Source organism: Bacillus sp. L_1B0_5, from assembly GCF_000836715.1.
Lineage (GTDB): Bacteria > Bacillota > Bacilli > Bacillales > Bacillaceae_G > Bacillus_A > Bacillus_A thuringiensis_S.
Window position 1 is genome coordinate 1 of the sequence record NZ_JXIS01000098.1, and the last position, 23,522, is coordinate 23,522.

The window sequence follows — 23,522 nt, forward strand, 5'->3', positions numbered from 1 at the left end:
ACTTATAGGCTTTATTCATCATTATTTGATTCACCTCCATTTCGGTATATAACCATTATACACCAAACGTACGTTCGACAGGTAGTGGCGTAACACTTTCTGTATGTCGAACAATTAAGATGGCTTCCTGCCATCCCTTGTTCGAAGCCAATTCATCTCCCATCTACTCACTGGGCTGTGACCCTTCAGGCTCCTTGAGGAAGGAGTCCTCTTGGCTAAAATGATAAATCTTCAATCACAGTTTCTTGGTTCACCTAATAGAAAGTATAGGGATTCGTATCATCTTTTTAGTGACCTTTTGGTATTATATTCTAAGTACTTTCGACATGAATTGATTGTTTTTTATGAATTTTCTTGAAAAATATTGTAAAATCAGTCCAATTTTTCTTCTATTTTGTTATGATGTTTATAATTAAATGGGATTAGGATATTTCTATAAGATGGGGGCGTATATTATGAGTGTCTCAGTAAAAGGAAATGAGCAGTTAACCGCTCTATTGAACGATTGGTATCGATCTATGCTATCTCAACAAGTTATAAAAGCTACTAATCTAAAAAAGAAAATTGATGAAAAAATCAGCAAATTAAGCACTGAGCCAAATCAAGAACATCAAGATCAAAATTTATTACTATATTACTCACTACTTGAATTCCGTTACAATATCTTAACAGATAGCCTTGGTATTCAACAAAATAGCTTTGATGCCATTAGTGACTATGATATGCCTACAGACCATTTTCTACGCTTCTATTATCACTTTTTTAAATCCATCCATTCCACTTTTATATCAAATTATACTGAGGCAGAGGAACATTATAAACTGGCAGAAACGATATTAGTAGACATACCAGATGAAATTGAACACGCTGAATTCTACTATAGAATTGCTACTTTTTATCACCATACCTATAACATGCTCGCTTCTATTGAATACGCAAATAAATCGAGAGCAATCTTTTCAAAGTATGAAGGTTATGAAGTAAAAACAGCCTTTTGTAATAGTTTGCTAGGTGGTTGCTGTATCTACCTAAAACAGTATGAACAAGCAGAAGAATATCTACATTGTGCAATTGATTTACTACAAAAAAATAGAGAAGAAGATTCCTTGTTATACGTAAAAAACACTATGGGGTGGTTGTATTCTGACCAAAGTATGTCTACTTTAGCTATTCGTCACCTTTCAGAAGTAACAGAGAAAATCCCTACACACTTCAAGGCCATCTTCCTACAAGCTAAGGAACATTATAAATTAGGAGAACAATTGATGGCCAGCCAAATCATTGATAAGGGATTACAGATTTGCAGAGAAATTCATAACGAAGAATATACACATCACTTCTCTATTTTAAAAAGATTAAACGAAAATATTCCATTAGAAGAATTAGAAAAAATTATTCAAGAAGGAATCTTATACTTTGAGAAAGAAGAATTATGGGAATATGTTGTCGAATACGCTGAATTATTTGCCACAAAATGTAGACAATTAGAGAACCACCAAAAGGTAAGTGACTATTTCCATATTTGTTATCAAGCAAGACGAAAATCAATCGCAAAAGGAGTGTTAAAATAATGAAAAAAATTAGCTTATTATTATCTGGCATTGCTTTCATTGGGGTCTTAACGGTGGGAATTTTTCAGTTTTCTAAAACAGATCAGCTTGCTACTCATGGACATTATCCTACTCCTTCATATAGTGTTGGCGATTATGGTGGTGCACCACCACAAATTTAATGTACATGTATTTAAAAACCCTCCAAATGGAGGGTTTTTAAATGGCTTATCTACCTGTTCAATACGCATAGAGAGTACATATTATACTTATTTACTATGTTATAAGATTTTTCATTTCCACTCTGTAACAAGATTCTAGCATTCTCTCCTAGAATCTCAACTTAAATCTTAAATCCACCAATTAACTCTTGAAGTTCTTCCGCCATCTGTGCTAATTGTATTGCTGAAGAATTTATCTCTTCCATAGAAGCATGTTGTTCCTCAGATGAACCAGCTATCGTTTGCATACTTGAAGAATTCTCTTTTACAGCCATAGCTATTTGATCAATCGATGTATCGACTTTCATTGCATCAGTAGTCATTTTATTAGATAGTTCCACCATACCATGCACTTTTGACACAATATCATTTGCAGATTTTGAAATCTCATAAAAACTTTGTTTTGTATCGTTCGCAACTTTAATTCCCGATTGTACTTCTACTCCCACTTCATTCATAGCTTTTACAGTCTCGTGTACGTCTGCTTGTATTTCCTTAATTAAACTTCCAATTTCCATTGAAGATTCGGATGATTGCTCTGCTAGCTTCCTAACTTCATCCGCAACAATTGCAAACCCTCGTCCCTGTTCTCCCGCTCTAGCTGCTTCAATCGCTGCATTTAATGCTAATAAATTTGTTTGTTCCGCAATATTTTGAATCGCTTCTAATATACTGCCAATTTGCTGTGATTTCTTATCTAATAATTTTATGACATTATCTGATTGAGAAACAGAGTGATGGATAGACTGCATTTGTGTTACAGTTTGTTCTACTAATTTTTCACCTTCATTGGCTTTTTGTTTAGTGTATATGGAGGAAGTCGATACTTCAGAAGCATTCTCAGCTACATATTGAATATTACGTGTTACCTCACCAATTAATTCAGCTCCAGACTCAACTTCATTATTTTGAACCTCTGCACTGTTCGAGATTTCTTCCATCTCTTTTGTAATTTGCTCTGTCGCAACACTTGCTTGCTCTACACTAGCAGTTAGTTCCTCAGAAGACGCCGCTACATGTCCTGCAGATGTGTTAATTCGAGAAATAATATTACGTAACGACTCTGCCATTGTATTGAAACTACCACCTAATTGACCAAGTTCATCTTTTGAACGAATATCTATTTTCTCGGTTAAATCTCCCTGACTAATTTTTTGAGCTGAAATAACTAATTGTCTTAATGGATTAATAATAGATCTAAGTATGAATAAAATTACAATTCCACCTAACAATAATGAAGCTCCTATTATAGTGAGCGTTTTATAAAAAATAGGATTGGTAGCTTCTTCAATTTCTTTTATAGGCATTACGCCTGCTATTTTCCAACCTGTTTTTTTGTTTGTCTTAAAGCTTATGTTTCGATCTTCGCCATTGAGGCTATAAGTAATTACTCCATCTTCTGTCTTGTACAATTCATCCGCTAAAGTTTTCTCTAATTTCTCTCCAGGCTTTAGTGATGGATGAACAACTATAGTTTTATCTTGACTAACTATAGATACAAATCCTTGCTTTCCAATTTTTATCATTTTGGATGTTTTTACGATATCTGTAATATTCAAATCTAAGCCAATGACACCACTTTTATCTGCATTTTGCTTTGCAATTGCAATTACCATATTTCCTGTAGCCTTTGATTTATATGGAGATGAAACAATAATCTCTCCATTTGCTTTTACTGCATCCTTATACCAACTACTTTCTAATGGATTAAACCCTTCTGGTATCTTGCCAACAGGTGCATGAATAAATTGATTGTTACTAGATACCGTATAAATCGTTTCTATCTCTGGATGTAACTGTATATATTGATCAAATTTAATCTGTACATTTTGCGATTGTTCAGGATTATAATCACCTTGTGTAAGTACTTTTGCAAAATGAGTGACATCTATATACTTATTTTCTAATTCATCATCTACAATCTTATCTAAAATACTTACGTTATCTTTTGCTGATTGTAGAATTGTTTCATTAAGATCTGTTTTTGCTTTATTGTAAGATGATACTCCTACGATAAGACTTGGTATAATTAATATTGCTATAAATGCCATAGACAACTTTGTTTTAAGCTTTATTTGTCCCAATCTTTCTTTTATATTTAACACTAGATACTTCTCCTTTTCACTTTTACTACTGATATAGTTTATTTGAATTTTTCTCCTTTATTTTTTCCACATTCATTTATGGTACCATTCGAAACGGAACTATAATTACATCCTATTATTGGAACTTTATAATTTAGAGATTTAAATTTCACAGGTAGAGTTTTATCTATCCTCCTTTTGAATATGTTATTTTTCTAGATTTAGCAATTATTAGACTACGAATTATTCCATATAAACTGGATGAAACATATACTTCATTTTGAAAATAATTATTGGATTCGTTTGGATAAAAATTTAGTTTAGCGCTATTCCAATCAGATGAAATCCTTCCCATAATAAATTCACTAAACATAACTAATTAAATCTTTTCTTTTAATACTTATATTTAACGGCCTTTTAACCATTCTAACTGTATTACTTCATTGATTTATCTATTTATTACAACCACTTTTGTATTATTGAATCACTAAACCATAAATTCTAAATAGGAGAATAAAATAAATTAGAGAATTACATTGTAACATGTATATATAAGTTTTTAATATTAAAATTTAAAACTTTACTATTTTTCATATGCAATATTACATGCGAAAAGCCTTAATTTTTTTGTTATACTATGCATGTGGATTTTTCATCCGAAAATCTACCCAGACGCATATTTATGTATATGCCACCCTAATTGATGAAAGTGAGAAGAATGTTTATCATTTTTCTCACTTTTTTATATTTTAAATGTTTGCTGGTTCAAAAATATTTAGACATTTTATATTTAAATCTTAATTATCCTCACATGGGAATAATATTATAAAAATAAACTTAAAAAGGGAATTGAAACTCCAAATTTAACCTTTTGAATCATTTATTTTCTAAAAAACAATTCCACATCTTTATCAACTCATTTTAGAATATTTAAACAATAATTTTATATACATTCCCTGCATAAATTATTCATTTTCTTTTATATAACACCTACTTTTTTACTTCTGATAAATTATTAAACATTGGATTATTATACACACCCCCAAAAACATGAGGTATTTTGTAGAATTTTGTCTATCAATATGTATGTACACCCTTTTGTAGTGGATATAGACTGTGAGGTGTAAGGAGATACCTTACAAAATAATAAAAAGGAGATTATAGAATGAGTAGATTAACAAAATTCTCAAAGTTAGTATTTGCAACTTTAATCGTGGGAAGTAGTTTAAGCACCTTTGTTTCGTCACACAGTGTACAAGCTGATACCTTAGATCCTAATTACCAAGATTCTGTAAAATTCATACCACCTTCTAGTACTAGGCCAACATTGGAACAAAAAAACACTATTGTTCCAGAAGCAAAAGTTGTTAAAAACCATTATGTAAAGTACTCTAAAGCACATTTCCAAACTAAAGAAAGTATACCAAAAGAGATTTATTATTCTTCAGATGGCTTTAAGGGCTATATACAGGCAAGTACCGTTTGGGATATGGGAGATCATTTCGCAACACTATATTCCGGAACCGTTATTCGATGTTAGACTTTTAATCCATTCTTTCCTAATGCTTAAAATGATCAATAGCTCACCGCCAATACTGTAATATCTATTGTTCATAAAATAAACCACAAAATCTTTCGATTTCATGGTTTATCAAATATAAAGATAATGCTAAACGAATACTCTAACATTACCTTCCCCAAAGTTAATTATAGAGTATTTTCAAAAAAAAGACACTCTTGTAGTGTCTTTTTTATAGTATTTTAAAAAGAATTCCACCTACTAACACCTTTTTGTTGCGCCTATTCGTTTATTTCAATATGATACTTTTCCATCTCGTATATGCAATAGACAATGATAGCTAAACTCCAACTGACACTATAATAATTATGTGTGTAGAAGTCATATCCTGCTTTAATACCTTTCTCTATTACAACTAATGTAAATCCTAAAGCCACCCATCTGTTAATTTTCATCTTTATAAACGTTAAAGAGATAATTATTAAAAATAAAATATTTGTAAGATGATTTATCATTAGCTCATATTTTTGAATGTATACTGCCATTATACAAGCAACGATATTAGTCGCAATGCCAAAGGCAATCACCGCTCCCCAAACCCTGTCCGAAAGTCCCACTCCTGAGTCAGTCCCTTCCTAAACAAATATCCCTTTCTTTAATTCGTTCCTACACCCTATTCAAGATATGCTAAATTATCCTTGTCTGATGAATATCTATTTATCTTTTCATATAGAGCAAACAAATTTTCTACTCATAATTTTTTCTTTATTAGACAAACTATGTCTAAGCCGTTTGAACTAGCGGCTTCACTCTTCTGGTAATGGGATAGCACAATTTATTGAATTGACTAACTCATTCAACCCACTGGCACCGGCAGGCAACAAAATAGTTGTCTGCCATTTTTATGTATACTTTTTCTAATTTCATTACAAACCAAGTGTGTGCTGTACTGATTTTAAAAGGACAAAATTTTATTTTTTAAAATGTAAAAAAGATAAGGTCCTGTCTACTTTTGGTATAGGACTTTTTCTTTTCACACATACTATTTTTGAACCTGTTTACCAATACGTGTCCTAATGGTGTCTTGAATTCCTCCTAAAAAGGGCTGCAGATACGACTGCATGCCCTTTTATTTACTTTGCTTCTCTATATTGAATAAAATAATTAAAAACTAAATATGTAATATTACATATTTTTTCTGTTCAGATTATGTTAGGATTTACTTCGTAGTCGTATTATGGTTTCGTATCTAATTCAGCAATATGTGAACTGTTTACCTAAAGAAAAGACACCCAAAAGGTGTCTTTTCTTCTTTTAATCAAAAAAACATTTTTTCTTTTCAGTAAGATCCAATTATCCCTCTAACCTAAACCTCATAATTAAAGGCAATTTAATCATGGTACTCAAGAGTTTTCATCCATTTCAATATACCTATAGTTTAATTTAAAATCACATTTCCAGCACTATATTTGCTTTCCTACAGATTTTCTGTCTTGTTCTTCATTTTGTCAAAATCCTCATATAACTATACCAAAAATACATGCTATTATGGTTTTAAGAAACTATGCGTTCCCTTAACCCTGTATCCGGCCCTGTATTTTTACAGGGCCTTTGTTTATGCAATTTATTTATATTTTGCTTATAACAACTAATCATATCCGCTTTCATTTTAAATTATTTAAATGTCTATTGTATTTCCAATGGATTTTTTTATTTGTTGTAATATAACAAACTCCAACTTAGTCTTATCTAACCAACTTGGAATTATTATTGGGTAACTAAATAAATAAATAAATAAATATTGCTCTAAACAAACTTTAACACTATATACATAGTGTTAAAGTTGTTAATTGAATATTAGTAATAGTAAGTATAAATATTATCAATTTACTATATCTTACATTTATGTAAAAATAGATTTATGTTAAGCTTTTTCTAAATCTTTCCCCTAATAAAGATTTGAAAGTAGCATTTCATGATTCTCCTTACTGTTAATATGCCAGGAAAAAGAACCCGATAGGGTTCTTTTTCTGTTCATTACAACCTATTTCTACGTAATACTACTATCTTACGTATCGCTATGCATATCTTGGGCAATTCCTTTCACCTCAAATCGATAATCTATATTATGTAAAAAAGTTTTTCTATTAATACAGCTTGATTCATTTAATCGTTATATATAAAATTATATTTATATTCATCTAGCCAATCTACATTCAAATAGATTCTCATTTTACCATGACATAATTTCATTAAATATATAGGAGTTTAATATGACTGAAACTACATACAATTTATACGAATACAAAGATTACTGGAATAATTTTGAGATCCGTGAATACTTAGAGTTTGTAGATCTATTTAAAGCAAGATTAAAGTTCTACTGTGATTGTGGATTTTACATTGGTATAGATACAAATTTAATTATGGATTTCCCCGTTATTTTAGATTTAATAAGATCAAAAGATAAGTTATTAATTAGCCGCAAAGTATATGATGAGTTAGATGGTTTGAAAAAATCTAGCAATAAAGCAGGTAAACAAGCTCGTTACGCACTACATAAATTAGAAGAATATCAAATTTCAAACGGACCTATTTCTTTTCTAAAAACAGATAAAACCTTTACTGAATCATTAAATCTGCAACCTGAATCACCTGACGACCTAATTATTGCCAGCTATATAAAAGAAAAAAATCAAAATGATAAAAAAGTTTTATTTTTATCAAATGATCGTGGAGCTCGTATACTTTCACGAAGTGTAAATTTAGATAACTTTGAACTCTCAGAGGATCTTATTATACCTTGTGATGAGGAAGGATTAGTACTTATTGAATACGAACATTTTCTTGAATTTTTTGAGCAAGATAAATTGGGAGGAAATTATTCTTCTATTGAAAACAATCCTTACTACTATCAACAATTTAAAAATTTTTATTTATATCATAGAGAATACCGTAGATTCACAGATGAAAATGGTAAACTAAATCCTTTAGATCTTTTGAATTCCACTCTCTCACCATTTCATATAGAAAGAAAAAAAAATGCTGAAACATTTGGCTATCAATTTATAAAAAACTATGGAGAAAACGAACAACGTTCATATGATACTGCTTTTAATACTATCTATACCCCTAAGCTGCCATTTAAAACAGAATATAAATATGATCATAGTTTTTTAAAGGGAATTGGCTGGTTAGAAAGAGCAAAAAAGTTTTTACATAAACAAGGAGGGTTATCCTTTATACCTACAATAATGACTTTTAAACATACCTTTATTCAAGCCATACAAGAACATCATGAAAAGGGTGGGTATTTTTTTATAGATGAAACTATATACAAGAGGTTTCCAATTATACTTAAGTTAATTCCAGACATTTCAAATTTGTTAATAGATGAGTCTACATATCATTCATTACAAAAAGATCCAATTTATATGACTTTAAAATATTGTGTTGAAAAAGAAATTATTACGTTTCCATTTTCTCTAGAATCTGCAAACATAAATAACGAATTCGGAAAAGATACAAAAAAACAAATTACAGGGGAATTAATTTTATCTACCCTTAGTTACCACGATAGGCAGAAAGATATTCTTGTACTTTCAAATAATGTAGAATTAAGAAATATGGCACGTTCTTTTCAATTCCAAGTATATGAACCTCCTTCAGAAAAAATCTTTTGTAAACCAATGCAGCTCTTATTTCAAGCTACAAAAGAACAATTAATGCGCTTATATTACACAGATTTATAATTTAAACTTGATTCTCATAAGAAAGCCCCACCTTTCTATAATTGAAAGGTGGGGCTAAAAGTTGATTTAAATTTCTTGTACTATGTTGTTTTACTTATTATACTTTCATTAAAATATGGCATATCTACATCTAGCGAGACAGGTATATTCCCATGGATATATTCTACATTTTTTGCCTTTGATTCACTTGTAATTTCTTGATACTCCTGCTCTCTACCAATTGGTTTATTGAGTCTTGGACACCAATATACAGGTCTCTCAATTGGTCTCTTACTTTCCTCTAATTTTTTTGCTTCTTCTAGCATTTTCTTTCTACTTTTTCTTACTACGAAAGCTACATAAACAAACACGCATAGTATTATTTTCGTAAGCATCCTAATTCCTCCTTTAAATTCAGATAATCCCTCATCTATTTAAACATAATTTCCTAATATTAAATATAAACGATTATAAAAGTTATATATGTAGGCTTGTTCTATTTCCCCCTACATATATAACAATTTTTTAAGAACTAATTTTAAAAATACGGCCCTAGTATCCTAACTAAAAACGATTTTATCATTTTCTGACAGAATACTACTTCCTCAAGTGTGTGAAGGGCGCTAGCCCAAGGGTATGTGGGGGATAAATTTCGGTAATAAAAAGCTTGCAAAAGCGATTAGTGACATGTCTTAGTCACAATTTCGAAAAATGTTGGAATATAAAGCTAAGTGGTATAGCAAACAAGTGGTTGTGGTAGCTAAAACATTTACTTCTAGTCAATTCTGTTCCAATTGTGACTAAAAAAACAAAAATGTTAAAAATCTAACCATTCGAGAGTGGAATTGTCCTTCTTGTAGCACACATCACGATAGAGATCAAAACGTAGCGCTCAATCTTACAAATGAAGCGATTCGTCTTTTTAGCTTAGAAACTACGGGGATCACTTGCTTAATTAGAAAACGTTAGGTTTTTGTACTTAGGAATTTCCCAATTCAAACAATCCGTAAGGATATTAGTTGGTGAGTAGTTCAATAAATACTTCTATACTATATTGCTTAATATTATCATTTTCAAGCGTATTGTATTAATTCCTATAGCGATTCTACTGTAGGAATATCACCTGGCGCCCAATATAAATTATTTAAATCTTTAACACGAACCCATTTTAACTCTGTATGCTCAAGAGCTTTAGGTATACCTTCAAGGATTTGCGCTTTATATGTAGTAAGATGAACAATGATAGTTTCATACTCGTATTCAATTTCCTCTACTTTCTCATCTACAGTAATACTACATCCCAGCTCCTCTTTAATCTCACGAACCAGTGCTACTTGCGGCTCTTCTCCGTTCTTTATCTTACCACCTGGAAATTCCCAGTAATTCGGTAAGGTCATTGTAGGAGAACGTAATGCACATAAGACTTCATTGTTTTCATTAAAAATCACCGCACCAACAACTGATATCCTTCTCTTCATAATTACTTATTCACTTCCTTATACAATTTAGTTAATACTCAATATCTTATTTAGATTAGGATTTTTGAGAAATAACTTTAGTGATACATTAATTCTTCTACTAGTAGATACTTGAAACAAACCATTTTAAAAGTTGAAACAGCTGGAACATCTCTTCATATTAGCGTACCATCCTTTAGAAAAGAATAAATGCGATTATTAGATACTATACACAATGCTTTAGCAAAGAACATAGACTAAATGGTTTTTAAGAATCACAATCAATGTTTTATATAAAAAATAGAACCTTATAATTGAATTATAAGGTTCTAAACCATATTTAAATTTAACTACTAAGTTTAACTCCATGTGAACGACTCCCCACATAGCAAAGGTTGATGTCAGAACTTCTCAGTTCCACGACGAAAGTAACCTTTCGTCTCCCTGAGTGTTAATGCTGATTGTTCCACTCCTAAATGTACAACGCTTTGACGCTCTTTTGGTACGGTTGGTATTTTAGGAAACTTTTACGTATTACTAACCTACAGCCCTAAAATTTCTACAATCTGACGAGCTTTAGTATTATCAATATAATAATGCATCTCTAACCCCTTTCTTTCTGCACGGAGTACGATTCCTCTTAACTTTCCTAAATGTTGTGAAACGGTGGATTGTGGAAGTTTTAATACTTCTGTTAACTGTGTTACATTGCACATTTTATGATTCATTAATTCACTTATGATTTTTAATCGAACCGGATGTGCCATTACCCTTATTACATCTACATCTTCTTCGCGAATTTTAGCTAGATCATTATTAGATATTACTGTTAACATTTCACATTCTCCTTTATTATTAATTTCTATTTTCCTATTATCCTTATAAGTAATACTTATAGATAATTACAATTTGTCCTGTTGAGAAAATATATTCTTCCTCAATACAAAAAAGACACCTATTCCGAAAACAGTTTTTACTGTTCCAATGAATTGGTGTCTTATAATTTTTTGATCAAACTATATTTATTCATATTATAATCTATACATGACTTTGAATGATGCTTTCTAAGAAAAAATAATACTTCCACTCCTCGTTTCAAGATAACTTTAATCGAGATATTTTCTTTCTCATATTGCTAAACCTATAAGAACCCTCTACTCATCTCACCTTTTAAATCATATATTATTTATTTCTCAATACAAAAATATGGAATAAAAATCCCAATAATGGTAATCTAAAGGTATCTTCAGTTGTTAACTGTCATCCCTTTTTAAAAGCCCTGTCTTTAAAAACAGGGCTTTTAAATTTACTCAATTAAAAATATCCTCGAACTAAACTGTCTATTAATTATAAACCTAAAACTTCAATAAGCTGACACTATAGTAGAGATAGGCTTTCACCACCCAAGTGTTCGTTAAAAGTGTATTTAACGAACAGTTTGATGGATTTCATAGAATTGAGTATAGTAGAGGTATTGTACAAAGACAAGAAACTCTAAACTTTCATTTTGGGAACTTAGTTGGGACAAGAAACTCTAAACTAAAGTTTTTTTAGATTTAAATAATATCCACTTAAACCTAATGTTAAACCAAATAATTAAATTCGAAAGGATATAATTTAGTTAAAGAAAAATCCCTAAAAATAAGAGTTTTTAGGGATTAGATGTATTATACATATAAACGGTTTAACACCCGTTTCATTTCTGGTTTAATATTAATGCTTGAACGAATCTCTTTTGCATTGAGTTCAGCCATTACTAGGTTAAAAGCATGGCCTAATTTTAAAAACAATCTTGTTGCAATCGTATTCATTTTTACGATTACGTCAATCTTTCCAATCTATACTCTTCCTTTAGTTCAATTAATTTTCTATTGTAATGAAAGATTGTAACCTTGTCTTAAGGATAACAGGTTAGCTTTTTGTCTATATCCATTACAAGACTCTTCATATAATTGAACCGACCGCTGGGAAAATAAAAGCTGATGCTTTCGTTTTTCTCTAAAGGGATTTTAGTAAGGTACATAGGTATATCTCCATTTGGATAAAGGAATTTAAACTCTTTCGGATGATGTATAACTTCTAACCAGCTAATATAACGTTCAATTAAGAGATATGATGTAATTCTGTTAACAACATAGTTTATAGCACTAAGATTATATTTTAATAAATTAAATCCCCAGTCTCCATTACTAGCAGGTTCTTGCTGGAAAGAGTTTAATATTTCTTTTAAATGAATCATAAAAGGGCCTTTTGGAAAAATACTAAATTGATTATTAGAAAATCTAAAATCATACAAGCTTGGAACTTGAGCTTGGTTTAAAACTCTTGGATATATTCTCCTCCCTTCACATTCAGATTTCCATAATATAAATGCATAAGCATGTAGGCAGATAGGGTCATCTTGATATGTATCATCAAAATTTCTTACACACTTTTTATGTATGTTAATTATTTTATTTTGGATATATCTGCTGATTGATTTATATATAACTCTAGTTTGTTTGTAAATTTCAAAGAAGATGCTTTCAGTATGACATTTTTCTTTTAATTTTAAGTTACGTGTACGGTAAGGAAAAATTTGATTATAACTTTCGCTTAAACGATGATAATTATCTTTGATTTGAAAAATATTTTCATTAGAGTAGATATTCATTACTGGAGAATTATCTATTTTGTTTTCTGTAAAAGCACTGATTAGTAGTTGAGGAATCTCTTTTAAATGCTGAGTCGTATTTTTCTTATCAAATTTAGAATTGTTTTTGTAGTTATAAAAAGGGTAACTTAAATGATACATATTAATTATATGTTTAGGTAATGCTTGCCATGTATTAACCAAATTACTTTGAACGATTAATTCTTTTTTCCATGAAGAAAAAATGCCCCTTATATTCTTTGAACTTAAAAAAATGTGACCGCAAATACAATTGTATGCATCTATATTTTCTTTGTTTATGGAGTATTCTGGCATTGGTCGTTTACATTTTGGGCATGTACTTATTAAATTTTGAAGGGGATGAAATAAACAATGATCAAAAAACTTAATTTGATGAAATATACTATGGTAACCCGTACTTAGACAGGTTGGACAATAATTTAAATGCCAATGAAAATTGTAATTGATATTACTCTTATTGATAGCAAACGGATAAAGTGATTTGTTTAATAAATAATCATGATATTGTTTTAGATTAATCCCTAGAATTTTTCTACTTAATTTGCAATCAACACCGTGGAAATAAATTAAATCCCGGTGATGCCTACCAGCGTTTGAAATCTCTTTGAAGTTCCTAACTTTTTCATTTCCTATTAACTTTAATACGATATTACCGTTAATAGCATTAGCATATTTGAATTTTTCTATTATCCCCCATGGAGACTCGTATTTTTGAATCCACTCAGTAGACCATGCGAATTGAAAGTTCATATCTTATCCTCCATATTAAATTAACGCTACAGTGTGTCTTAATATGTTGTCTGATATAGTTCAGATTGAATATAACCAGAATTCTTAATAGACTCTTCCCAATGAGTTTTTTCTATTGTTGCTAAATCAAGACTATCACTCCCAAAATTTTTCAATGCATATTCTACCGTTAAAGTTATATACTGCATTGGAATTTCTACTTTTTGAGATAATCCATGTTCCCTTCTTAAATCAACAAAGACTTGAAACAATTCTTCTGCAGAATTTTGTAATCTAAGACCTCTTATGAAAGAATCGGCAAAAAAGTATTTAGTAAAGGACCAATTACTATTAATAGGATATTCACAATATTCATCGTACCCTGTTAAACAAATTTTTAAATCTCTAGGAGTTTTTATTCCTTTAAATTGATATTCTTGACTCATAAAACGACCAACTATTTGAAATTTATCTCCACTTATAAATGCTGATCTTTGATGAACTAATTCTTTTTGACCTACTAAAATTGTTGTTAAAGTTATGCCATATTGTTCTAATTCATTGAACAAATCCATTAACCAGTCGTAATGTATTTCAACTAACCTTTGAGCATCATCAATGAAAAAAACAACTTTATTTGTACCCGAAAAATCAGATCGTTCTACAAGAAATTTCAAAAGTCTATTTCTCTTTACATTTGCTTTACCTTGTATAGCAATTAAATGACCAACGGCGAGTAATAAATCTTCAAAAAAGAAATTTTCATTAGGCCGTTTATACGTACGACAACGCACATGATAAACCGGCATATTGTTTCCAAAGTCCTGTGGCAAACAATTCATCAAGTAGGTAATAGCCCTTGTTTTACCTAATCTTGGGCGACCATATATAATAGCACCAGGTATTCGGTTTCCTATCCATTGAAGTACTGTTTGATACATTCTATCTATCTCATTTGTTGAAATTAAATATTTACCTGTTTCAACTGGATGTGTACCTTTAGGAATATAGGGACGTATGCTATTACTAGTAAGTTGCTCTAACTCTAATTCTTCCGTCATGTTGAGGCCTCCAAATTAAAGAATGATAGTATTTTTTAAAATTCTTTGATCTACTTGTTGGTTGTCATTAGCCTTTTTCTTCGGTTGTTCCATTTGGTTTTGTTGTAAATTCCCGCTATTTTTAATAGTATTTTCTTCAATGTGGGTCTCTCTAGGGTATCGGCTTTCTCTATTTTTTTTACTTTGATTGAGGCTGGCTAGTTTATTTCTACTAGATTTATTTTTTATGGATTCTTTTTCGAGGTAATTTTGATAAACATTAATGGGATCTTCATATTGATTGAAATGTATCATTTTATTATTTTTAAGTTTATTTATAGCCTTCCTAGTTCTTAGATTATGCGGATTTACACCCCATTTCCCAATAGCAGTTAAATTCCCTAATTCGCTGCCATCTGTTAAAAATGCTTTTATAACCCTTAAATCATCTGTATTGATAAGTAATTCAAGTGATTTATTAATTAGTTGGGGTGAACGAAGTAATACTTCATTGGAATATTTTACACCTTCGTAATAAACATAAGGTCTTCTTCCTTCTTTGTTATGACCTTTAACTTTCCTTGTTACCTTTAAAGAAAAAAAGTTCATTTCATTTCTCCTTTCTTGAGATAATTGAGTTATTGTCATGCCTCGGTTTATTCTTTGTTGAAAAACTTCTAACGGACTTAGATTATTATTTCCTTCATGGGGTGTTCCGTTATATTCAGCAATTAATACATCTGTTAATTCTTCTAGATGCTCCGCTGATATACGGTATTTAACAGCATTTTCTTCTGGTTTCTTCCTCTTAGTATCTTTTGGATGACTTCCAGTGGTCGAAGGTAGTCGATGAAAACCGTTCTGTTCCAAAGTGCGGAAAAAACGTTCAATTATTGGTCTACGAATAGGTACTGCAACAGGTCCAGTGTTAATAGAACAACCTATTAAATTTACAAGTTTATTTTGAACAATTTTTGCTAGATTTGCTTTTGCATTGTCATAACAAAATTCATCCCATATACCATAGCTTGCTTCTGGGATAGCATTAGATATGAAGTTTGCTGATGAAGAGTATTTTAATCCATTAATAGTTAATTTTCTTTGTTTCCAAGGTATGATTGCATTGCGAATACACATTAGAACATCATCCGAGGAATATTCTTTATTTAGACAAAGATGGTATCCCAATACAGCTCTCGTGGCGACATCTATAACAGAAAGAATCCAAATACGATTCATTACTTCTACTATCTCATCCCCTTCCGGTGTTTTAAAAATTATAGCAATAGATGTATCAATTCTATGACCATCAAATTCAACACGTTCAAGGGGTCTTATGATCATAGGGTTGTTTTTATTGCCCTTTCCTGTATTTTTTGCAATCATAAATGCTTGATCACCATTTCGTTTTGCAACATCAACAAAATGTGATTTAGATAAAGATCTAACAAAGCGTTCGATTGATTTCTTTGCTAAAGTTTTTGTGTTAAATGGATACTCAGTTATTTTTATTCCCAAATGCCGACACTCATCTATAAACTTTTTATGAAGATTTTTGATGTTAATAATAGGTTCAGTAACTTGAAGCTCCTTTGTTTTCTTGCTGAAATACGAATTAATAATTAATTCTTTTAGAGTTGGATAAGTATCAAGTAGTAAGTTGAATGCACCTGAAAAATTTTTAGAGTCTGCTTTAGTCATTGGAAAATCATTCCGATTGTAATCTTTTAGTCTTTTGTAGGGAACTAGTCCTCTATAGCCCATTATTTGCTCAAATTCGTCCTTTTCTAAACATCTTCTAATAAGCCTATATATTTCACTTCTATGTATCCCTACTTGCTGTTCTATCTCATATATTTTTGTATTTGTTGTCATAAACAAATCAATTGCTTTCTTTCTAATTAAAAATTTATTCAATTCCTCTTCGGTGAGATTTTCAATTAATACTTGGGGCCAATTTGCCATAACTAAATCACTATCTTCAATTTTTAAACCTTCTAAGACCCGTTTAGACATTAACCCATACCTCCGTATTTGTTCCAAAATACTCTTTAGATATGTTTGAGCATATTTCACCTGTTAAAATCATTTGTCCAATGGATATTAATAATCTATTTGAGGGGATTTGAGTTGCTGTAATTATTGAATTAAGTGTGGTTTTTTGTGTTTTATTATGTTTTAGCATCTTCATAACTTGATATCTATCTGTTTCGATTTGTTGTGTTTGTTGTTTATTTCCCTTAACAAGCACCTTTAAATTAGAGAGTAAAATTCGATTTACACATATATCTCCTTCTGTTCTTACACGATGCTGGAACCCATTTTCTGCACACCAATATTTTTGTGTGAAAATCTGATTTATTACTCTTTGTTTGATTAAATCTGTGGAATATTTAATTTCTATAAATTCTTCATTTCCATCTTCATATTTTACCCACATATCGACAATAGAGGTCACTGATTTTCCATTTATACATGCAGTCATAACTAGAGGTTGTTCACAAAAATTTATAACTTTAGGGTTAGATTCTACCATTAACCAATGTTCGTATTCTAAATCACTAAATAAAAAAACTTCTCTTTTTAATTTAAAGCTATACGTTACCCATCTGTTATTCCCGTACTTTTTACTAAAATTAGTAACTAGTGGTTTATACATTAACTGCCCCCTTCTTTTGTTAATTCATCTACAAGTATATTTTTGGGAATTTTATACTTTCATGTCTATAGTTTAAAAATTTTAGACATACTTGTCCACTGCAAAAAACAAAAAAGAATCCTTTTAAATTAAGGACTCTTTTTTGTAGATTTTTAAGTTTTCTTTATATGAATTTTGCAAAGTTTTATCGTATTGAATTCGCTGGATGCTTAAGTGCACTTTGACCTTGGATATCTGCGGATTATTCCATACCACTTTTCACTTTCTTTAATAGATCAAGGGCTTCTTTTGAATACTTATTAAATCTGGTCTTCTTACCAACTTGAATAGTAACATGATATTTAATGAAAAAGATGATGTAGTCTTTCTTCAATTTCTAGCAAATGAATATGGTGAAATATTGAAAGATATATCACTAAAAGGATATAGTTTTTTCCAGCGTGATAAAGAAAGAGACATAGCCATCATAAGCCTTATTTTAGGTGCCGAATTCGAGTTTCTAAGGTAGCTAGGCTATTCTTATTATCTTTAGTATAAATTTTCGTCAAAGAATCGTTAAAGTGACTCGTAAAGATAATAAAAGATCTTCCATATTAGCCACCCACTCATGCTTAGATGATGTTCAAGAATATATTAAGGTTCGTCCTAGTAAATATAACTACGCTCAAGGTGGAGACTTACTCTCCGTATGTTACAATATCCTCTTCATTCTTAATTAACTAGGGCTTTCATCCGTTTAGAAAACCATCGTAATAAAAAATACGATGGTTTCTTTTATTTTCATTTCGCTTTATCGTAAGATAATTTTACGTTTATTTAAGAAGCATGAATGATTTCCATTTCTTTCTTCGTATGAGAATCTCAACGTCGGATTTGGCCAAAGACATTTTACATGTCTATTGGTTTATTCAATCAAATTATTTTAGTATTTGATTGTACAATGGCTTGTATTGATAAAAAACCATTAGGTCTCCAAACGTTTATACTAACCTTCTCATAAAGGCATAGACATCACGGCAACTTCAAGAAAACCGACAATAATAGCCACTACTAAAATACTATCTTATTTAAATTGGTTTCCTCTAAAATATTGCATTTATGATTATTCTCGCACCTTTTACTAGAGTGTAACCTCATTCAGAAATCTTCACAACAGAACCAAATTTTACTTAAAAATAATCCTCATTAATTCGTTTCACTCACTTTAGAAATTAAGTTTCCTGAAGCTAGATAGTGCTCCGAAATTGCATTTCCTGAATTTTGAATTTTCCATTCAGATCTATTAGATACTTGAACTTTATCACCTTTGGCAAATGTATGTGCTTTATCAGTTATTACAACAACCGCTTCACTTTTTCCATCATTCGTGGTGTATTCAACACTAACATGTCCTAAAGTTGCAGCTACTACTGTTCCAACTACAAAGTCCTGTTTTTGTTTTTCGCCCACTTTAGAAATTGAGCTTTCTGGAGCTAGATAGTGTTCTGAAATTGGATTTCCTTGATTTTGAATTTTCCATTCAGATCTATTAGATACTTGAACTTTATCACCTTTGGCAAATGTATGTGCTTTATCAGTTATTACAACAACCGCTTCACTTTTTCCATCATTCGTGGTGTATTCAACACTAACATGTCCTAAAGTTGCATCTAGTACTGTTCCCACTACAAAGTCCTGTTTTTGTTTTTCGCTCACTTTAGAAATTGAGCTCTCTGGAGCTAGATAGTGTTCTGATTGTGGATTTCCTATATCTTGAATTCTCCATTCGGATGTATTAGATACCTGGACTGTATCACCTTTGGCAAATGTATGTGCTTTATCAGTTATTACAACAACCGCTTCACTTTTTCCATCATTCGTGGTGTATTCAACATCAACATGACCCTCAGCTGCATCTAGTACTGTTCCCACTACAAATGGCTGCTTTGGGTTAAACTTTATTTGTAATTTTTTTGCATATTTATCCGTTTTAGCAACTAATTGAGCAGCTTCTGCTCGTGTTATGAGTCTATTTGGTTGCCAGCCGTTATCAGTACCAACAGAAATTTTTAAGTTAATTAAAATTTTGGCGACTCTTTCACCCCAATGTCCTTTTAAATCCTCAAATTCACTTTGGCCATTATCATTTGGTGTACTTTGTAGCTTATAAGCATTTACTAGCATTGTTGCCATGGCAGCGCGCGTTACTTTTCCAGATGGATTGAAGATTCCTTTCCCTTCTCCTGTAACAATGCCAGCCTTTTCAGCAGCAGCAATATAAGGAGTTGCCCAATGGTTTTGTGAATCTGTAAAGGATGGTTTTGCACCAGAGTCAATTTGTATACCTAAAACTTTTGTCATAATTGTTGCAGCGGAAGCTCTATCCAATGAATCATTTGAACCAAAAGTTCCATCTGGATAACCATTTAATACATGTTTATCCACTAAATAATTTACGGATTTGTCAGCCCATGCAGGAACATCTGGGAATTTATTACTGTCTGCAAAACTATAAGATGAATTCGCTAATAAGATAGCTGTAGAAAGACTTGTTACAAGGATAGTACGTTTCATAAAAGTTTACACCTCTAATATTATATTTAGTTTGATTTACTGTGGAGATTTTACGAATAAATTAACAATATATATTCCTATATTTTTATATAAAATTCTACGATCCGCATATGCATAGATACAAAATTTTACTAATTATATGCTTATAACAACACTTAAAAAAATAGCACATTAACGTTAGAAATCTAATTAAAAAGTAATCGGAAATATATATGTAATAAATTAAAATTCCGTTTTCAAAAGTAACAATTTTTGTATAAATATCAATATACCATTTGACTTTTTAATTAATTACAACCTGGAATATGTTAAAGATAAAAAATACCAACATACTCTTGATTTATTAAAAAAATAAAGAAAGTTTCAGCTTCCCTTCTCTTTTATTAAATTAATCCCAAATCCAAATACTAGCATTGGTTTGAGCGCTAACACTATCAACGTGAGATTTTACTTTTTCAATCCCACCAAAAGCTTCAGGTGGATTGGTTTTCTCCCAATCACCCGTTTCTACTTTTACAAGATCATTTAATTTAAATGAACTATTTTTTTCTGGTTCCAACATAACTATTACACTGATTACATTCCCCTTTTTTGTAGGGAAATCAACTTTCACACTAAAATTCCCCCATGGATCTTTTGGATATAAATTACTTACATGTCCAACAACAAAATCCTCATAATCTCCAGGAGCTAAATCTAAATGCTCAATAGAAGTTGCTGTTGCAAAAGTTTTGAATGCATTTTGTAATGTTGGTCCGTTATGAATAACTTTTACATATTCTCCAACTTTTACAGTAGATTTAAAATCATATTTTACATGTATTTTTTCATCTAATTTTTTGTTTTCCATAACAAAGTAATTATGGCCTACTTCAATTACCTGTCCTTCAACTGTATTATTAATTTCTTGAACAGCAGCACTTGCTGTTGAAATCCCTACACCTGTTAAATTTGTTGCCGTTAAAGCTCCAATTCCTAGTAAACTTCCTAAAATGAGTTTCTTCATTACCCTATTTCCTCCATTAGTTTGTTTATTTAACTAGTTACAATAGCTAACGAAAAGATGTAACCATCTTAGTTACATTTAATTCTGAAAATCAACAACCATTCCAAAAAATAAGGTTGAATTTTTGTATGGTTGTTTTTTTGTAGCGATGATAATAAATATAAAGATTTAATCATCAATTCTGTAATTTTTCAAAATGTAGTAACTATCACTATGATTTTATGACAATTAAACATAGAAGGTTATCGTTAGCGCTTTTGCTTTGTAAATAGTTGATTTTAATGCCATAATTAACACTTCCAGTTTAACTTACTCATAACCACACCTCCTATTCTTATATGACTTGATTATATAATTCTATTTATAATGAGAATAGGTCAAATGACCCAAACTGAAAAGGATGAAGGTGCGAACTTAAAAGATATTGTGAATAATCCTCCAGCCCATATAAAAACTTGGATATCTTTTACCAAGGTAAAATAAAAAATTAAAGACTCTATGAATTACTACACTCAACATAAATATCAGTGAAATAAAAAAAGATGCCCCCTGTTGAATACAGAAATCATCTTCTTGATGCTACCTTATTTCTAATCGTACAGATTAAATCATATATATGGTTTTATATTCACTCAGCTCTTCTTTCTTCTTCATAAGAAATAACTTCCACATTTAAAGCATAATAGAGGAACAGAGTAAATTGACAATTAGTCACCCATACAAGTGCTATTTCAATCGTCCTCATGTTATCTTATTTCCATGATGGATATGGAAGAATAATTTCCACGTTTTAAATAAAATCCCGATTTTCCTACATATTGAATAACAGTCATGTACTTTCTCTATCGGGACAATATCTGTAAGAGTATTTGTCATAGATACATTGATATCGCTAAATCGTTATTACGAGCAGCATACTTCATTCTTTTCTTTTTTCACTTTCAGTTTGATCTTGTAATCGTTTTTCTTGTTGTTCTTTTATTAGTTGATGAACACTCGTATGAGTTGGGCCTTTATCAGCCATTCCTACCTTAGCATCGAGTATTTCATATGCTTGTCCAGGTTGAAGTGGAGTTCATTAAAACCTCCATATCTATCTGTATATATTCTATACCTTTCTTGATTCTTTCAACTTGAAAATAATCGGGGTTGAAATTTTGTTGATAAATAAATAATATCGATTTTATACGAGAGATATAGTAAGCCTTTTTGCCTTGTATATGTTGAAGATCTTACAAATGAAAATACCCTAAATATCGGATATATAAATCAGTCGCTGTTACAGTTGGGATACACAGAGAACTGTAAGTTCGACTAGATCTGGATGAATCTAAAGGAACGTTCCACTTAATAAATCATACTTAAGTGGAACGTTTATCCTCGCTGGTTGAGTCAAAAATACGAATACGTTTAAAAACAGAAGTATATGGAGAAGAAATCGGTATAGATGAGACAATTATTAATTAATTAGTTCAGCTAATATGTGTTGGCACACTTTATTAAATCGTTAATTTAGTCCCTCAAGACTGATAAGCACTTCTTTTCAATTTACCTCATATATACAAGGTCTTTACTTATTCTACATGGTGCTAAAAAACTTGATAAATTCATCTTTGTTTACAGGTTTACTGTAGTAATAGCCCTGAATTAGATAACATGCATTACGTTGTAACACTGTTAATTGTTCCTTCGTTTCTACCCCTTCTGCTATCACTTTCATGTTTAAAGTATATGCAAGTGAAATAATGGTTTGTATAATTTCATCTCCATCAGTAGAAGTTCCAACCCTATTAACAAATTCTCTTGGGATTTTCAAAGTATCAATTGGATACAGAGGCAGATACGCTAATGAAGAATAACCTGTACCAAAATCGTCAATTGATAAATGTACACCATATGATTTTAATGCTTTTAACTTCGATAAGGTTTCTTTTTCATCTACCATTGCTATTCGCTCTGTTAATTCCAAATCAATAGAACTAGCAGGTACCCCTACTTCTTCTATGGTTGATATGATAGTTTGAACAAAACCTTTCTGTTCAAACTCTATAGCTGATAAGTTTATCCCCATCTTTAGATTTACATAGCCTGCTGAATGCCATTCTTTCAGTTGTCGACACGCTTCCTGTAACGTCCATTTCCCAATTGAAATAATCTGGGATGTTTCTTCCGCGATAGGTATAAACTCAAAAGGTGAAATTAGCCCTAGCTCGGGATGTTGCCAACGTATTAAAGCCTCTGCACCAATAACCTTTTCTGCTTTACTATCAACTTGTGGTTGATACAATAAAAACAACTC

The 23,522-nt window shown here is 30.8% G+C and carries 16 protein-coding genes and 3 pseudogenes; 6 read left to right on the plus strand and 13 right to left on the minus strand.

Going from position 1 to position 23,522, the window contains the following annotated elements; all coding sequences use genetic code 11:
* Nucleotides 1-455: 455 nt before the first annotated feature.
* Both RT27_RS25415 and RT27_RS35385 read left to right on the plus strand, forming a co-directional pair.
* Entirely contained in the window at nt 456-1,571 is a 1,116-nt protein-coding gene (locus RT27_RS25415; protein WP_043937988.1) for a Rap family tetratricopeptide repeat protein, read from the plus strand.
* The gene (locus RT27_RS35385; RefSeq protein ID WP_023522667.1) at nt 1,571-1,732 is read left to right on the plus strand and encodes a transcriptional regulator; all 162 of its coding nucleotides are present in this window, start codon (nt 1,571-1,573) and stop codon (nt 1,730-1,732) included. The genes RT27_RS25415 and RT27_RS35385 overlap by 1 nt, the downstream gene beginning before the upstream one ends.
* Before the next feature lie 161 nt (nt 1,733-1,893).
* Here the strand turns inward: RT27_RS35385 and RT27_RS25425 are convergent, their stop codons facing one another.
* Nucleotides 1,894-3,876, minus strand: coding sequence for a methyl-accepting chemotaxis protein (locus RT27_RS25425; protein WP_043937989.1), 1,983 nt, complete (start codon nt 3,874-3,876; stop codon nt 1,894-1,896).
* A 1,144-nt stretch (nt 3,877-5,020) separates the two neighbouring features.
* Between RT27_RS25425 and RT27_RS25430 the strand changes: the two genes are divergently transcribed.
* Complete coding sequence (locus RT27_RS25430; RefSeq protein ID WP_043937991.1) at nt 5,021-5,395, plus strand: hypothetical protein; 375 nt, start codon at nt 5,021-5,023, stop codon at nt 5,393-5,395.
* A 260-nt stretch (nt 5,396-5,655) separates the two neighbouring features.
* Here RT27_RS25430 and RT27_RS25435 read toward each other — a convergent pair whose 3' ends face one another.
* Entirely contained in the window at nt 5,656-5,991 is a 336-nt protein-coding gene (locus RT27_RS25435; RefSeq protein ID WP_000524431.1) for a hypothetical protein, read from the minus strand.
* 1,656 nt (nt 5,992-7,647) lie between these two features.
* On the opposite strand from RT27_RS25435, the gene RT27_RS34080 reads away from it, so the two are divergent.
* Entirely contained in the window at nt 7,648-9,126 is a 1,479-nt protein-coding gene (locus tag RT27_RS34080; RefSeq protein ID WP_082044828.1) for a PIN domain-containing protein, read from the plus strand.
* Nucleotides 9,127-9,206: 80 nt separating this feature from the next.
* Here RT27_RS34080 and RT27_RS25450 read toward each other — a convergent pair whose 3' ends face one another.
* Nucleotides 9,207-9,500 carry a hypothetical protein gene (locus tag RT27_RS25450; RefSeq protein WP_000956286.1) on the minus strand — a complete coding sequence of 98 codons (294 nt, stop codon included), beginning with the start codon at nt 9,498-9,500 and terminating at the stop codon, nt 9,207-9,209.
* 262 nt (nt 9,501-9,762) lie between these two features.
* On the opposite strand from RT27_RS25450, the pseudogene RT27_RS34085 reads away from it, so the two are divergent.
* Nucleotides 9,763-10,074 (plus strand): annotated as a pseudogene (locus RT27_RS34085) (zinc ribbon domain-containing protein); the annotation flags it as partial.
* Between the two features lie 125 nt (nt 10,075-10,199).
* Here the strand turns inward: RT27_RS34085 and RT27_RS25455 are convergent.
* The 6 genes from RT27_RS25455 to RT27_RS25485 form a co-directional block, all read right to left on the minus strand.
* Entirely contained in the window at nt 10,200-10,583 is a 384-nt protein-coding gene (locus RT27_RS25455) for a (deoxy)nucleoside triphosphate pyrophosphohydrolase (protein ID WP_043937993.1), read from the minus strand.
* A gap of 521 nt (nt 10,584-11,104) precedes the next feature.
* Complete coding sequence (locus RT27_RS25460) at nt 11,105-11,398, minus strand: metalloregulator ArsR/SmtB family transcription factor (protein ID WP_000958630.1); 294 nt, start codon at nt 11,396-11,398, stop codon at nt 11,105-11,107.
* Nucleotides 11,399-12,459: 1,061 nt separating this feature from the next.
* Nucleotides 12,460-13,986 (minus strand): hypothetical protein, encoded by a 1,527-nt coding sequence (locus tag RT27_RS25470; protein WP_043937995.1) that lies wholly within the window; start codon nt 13,984-13,986, stop codon nt 12,460-12,462.
* A 38-nt stretch (nt 13,987-14,024) separates the two neighbouring features.
* A complete protein-coding gene (locus tag RT27_RS25475) occupies nt 14,025-15,026 on the minus strand; it encodes an ATP-binding protein (RefSeq protein WP_043937997.1) in 1,002 nt (333 codons plus the stop codon).
* Between the two features lie 15 nt (nt 15,027-15,041).
* Nucleotides 15,042-17,021, minus strand: coding sequence for a hypothetical protein (locus RT27_RS25480; protein WP_043937998.1), 1,980 nt, complete (start codon nt 17,019-17,021; stop codon nt 15,042-15,044).
* Nucleotides 17,014-17,664, minus strand: coding sequence for a TnsA endonuclease N-terminal domain-containing protein (locus RT27_RS25485; RefSeq protein ID WP_000277807.1), 651 nt, complete (start codon nt 17,662-17,664; stop codon nt 17,014-17,016). Before RT27_RS25485 ends, RT27_RS25480 begins: the two co-directional genes overlap by 8 nt.
* Before the next feature lie 328 nt (nt 17,665-17,992).
* Here RT27_RS25485 and RT27_RS35865 point away from each other — a divergent pair.
* Nucleotides 17,993-18,323 (plus strand): annotated as a pseudogene (locus RT27_RS35865) (tyrosine recombinase XerS); the annotation flags it as partial.
* A gap of 526 nt (nt 18,324-18,849) precedes the next feature.
* Here the strand turns inward: RT27_RS35865 and RT27_RS35870 are convergent.
* The 4 genes and pseudogenes from RT27_RS35870 to RT27_RS25505 form a co-directional block, all read right to left on the minus strand.
* A complete protein-coding gene (locus RT27_RS35870) occupies nt 18,850-20,217 on the minus strand; it encodes an S-layer homology domain-containing protein (protein WP_231583608.1) in 1,368 nt (455 codons plus the stop codon).
* A gap of 388 nt (nt 20,218-20,605) precedes the next feature.
* Entirely contained in the window at nt 20,606-21,223 is a 618-nt protein-coding gene (locus RT27_RS25495) for a hypothetical protein (protein WP_052497745.1), read from the minus strand.
* A gap of 606 nt (nt 21,224-21,829) precedes the next feature.
* A pseudogene (locus tag RT27_RS35875) lies at nt 21,830-22,787 on the minus strand (IS4 family transposase); the annotation flags it as partial.
* Between the two features lie 15 nt (nt 22,788-22,802).
* Nucleotides 22,803-23,522 (minus strand): EAL domain-containing protein (locus RT27_RS25505; RefSeq protein ID WP_156137720.1); only part of this gene is annotated, 720 nt, incomplete at its 5' end.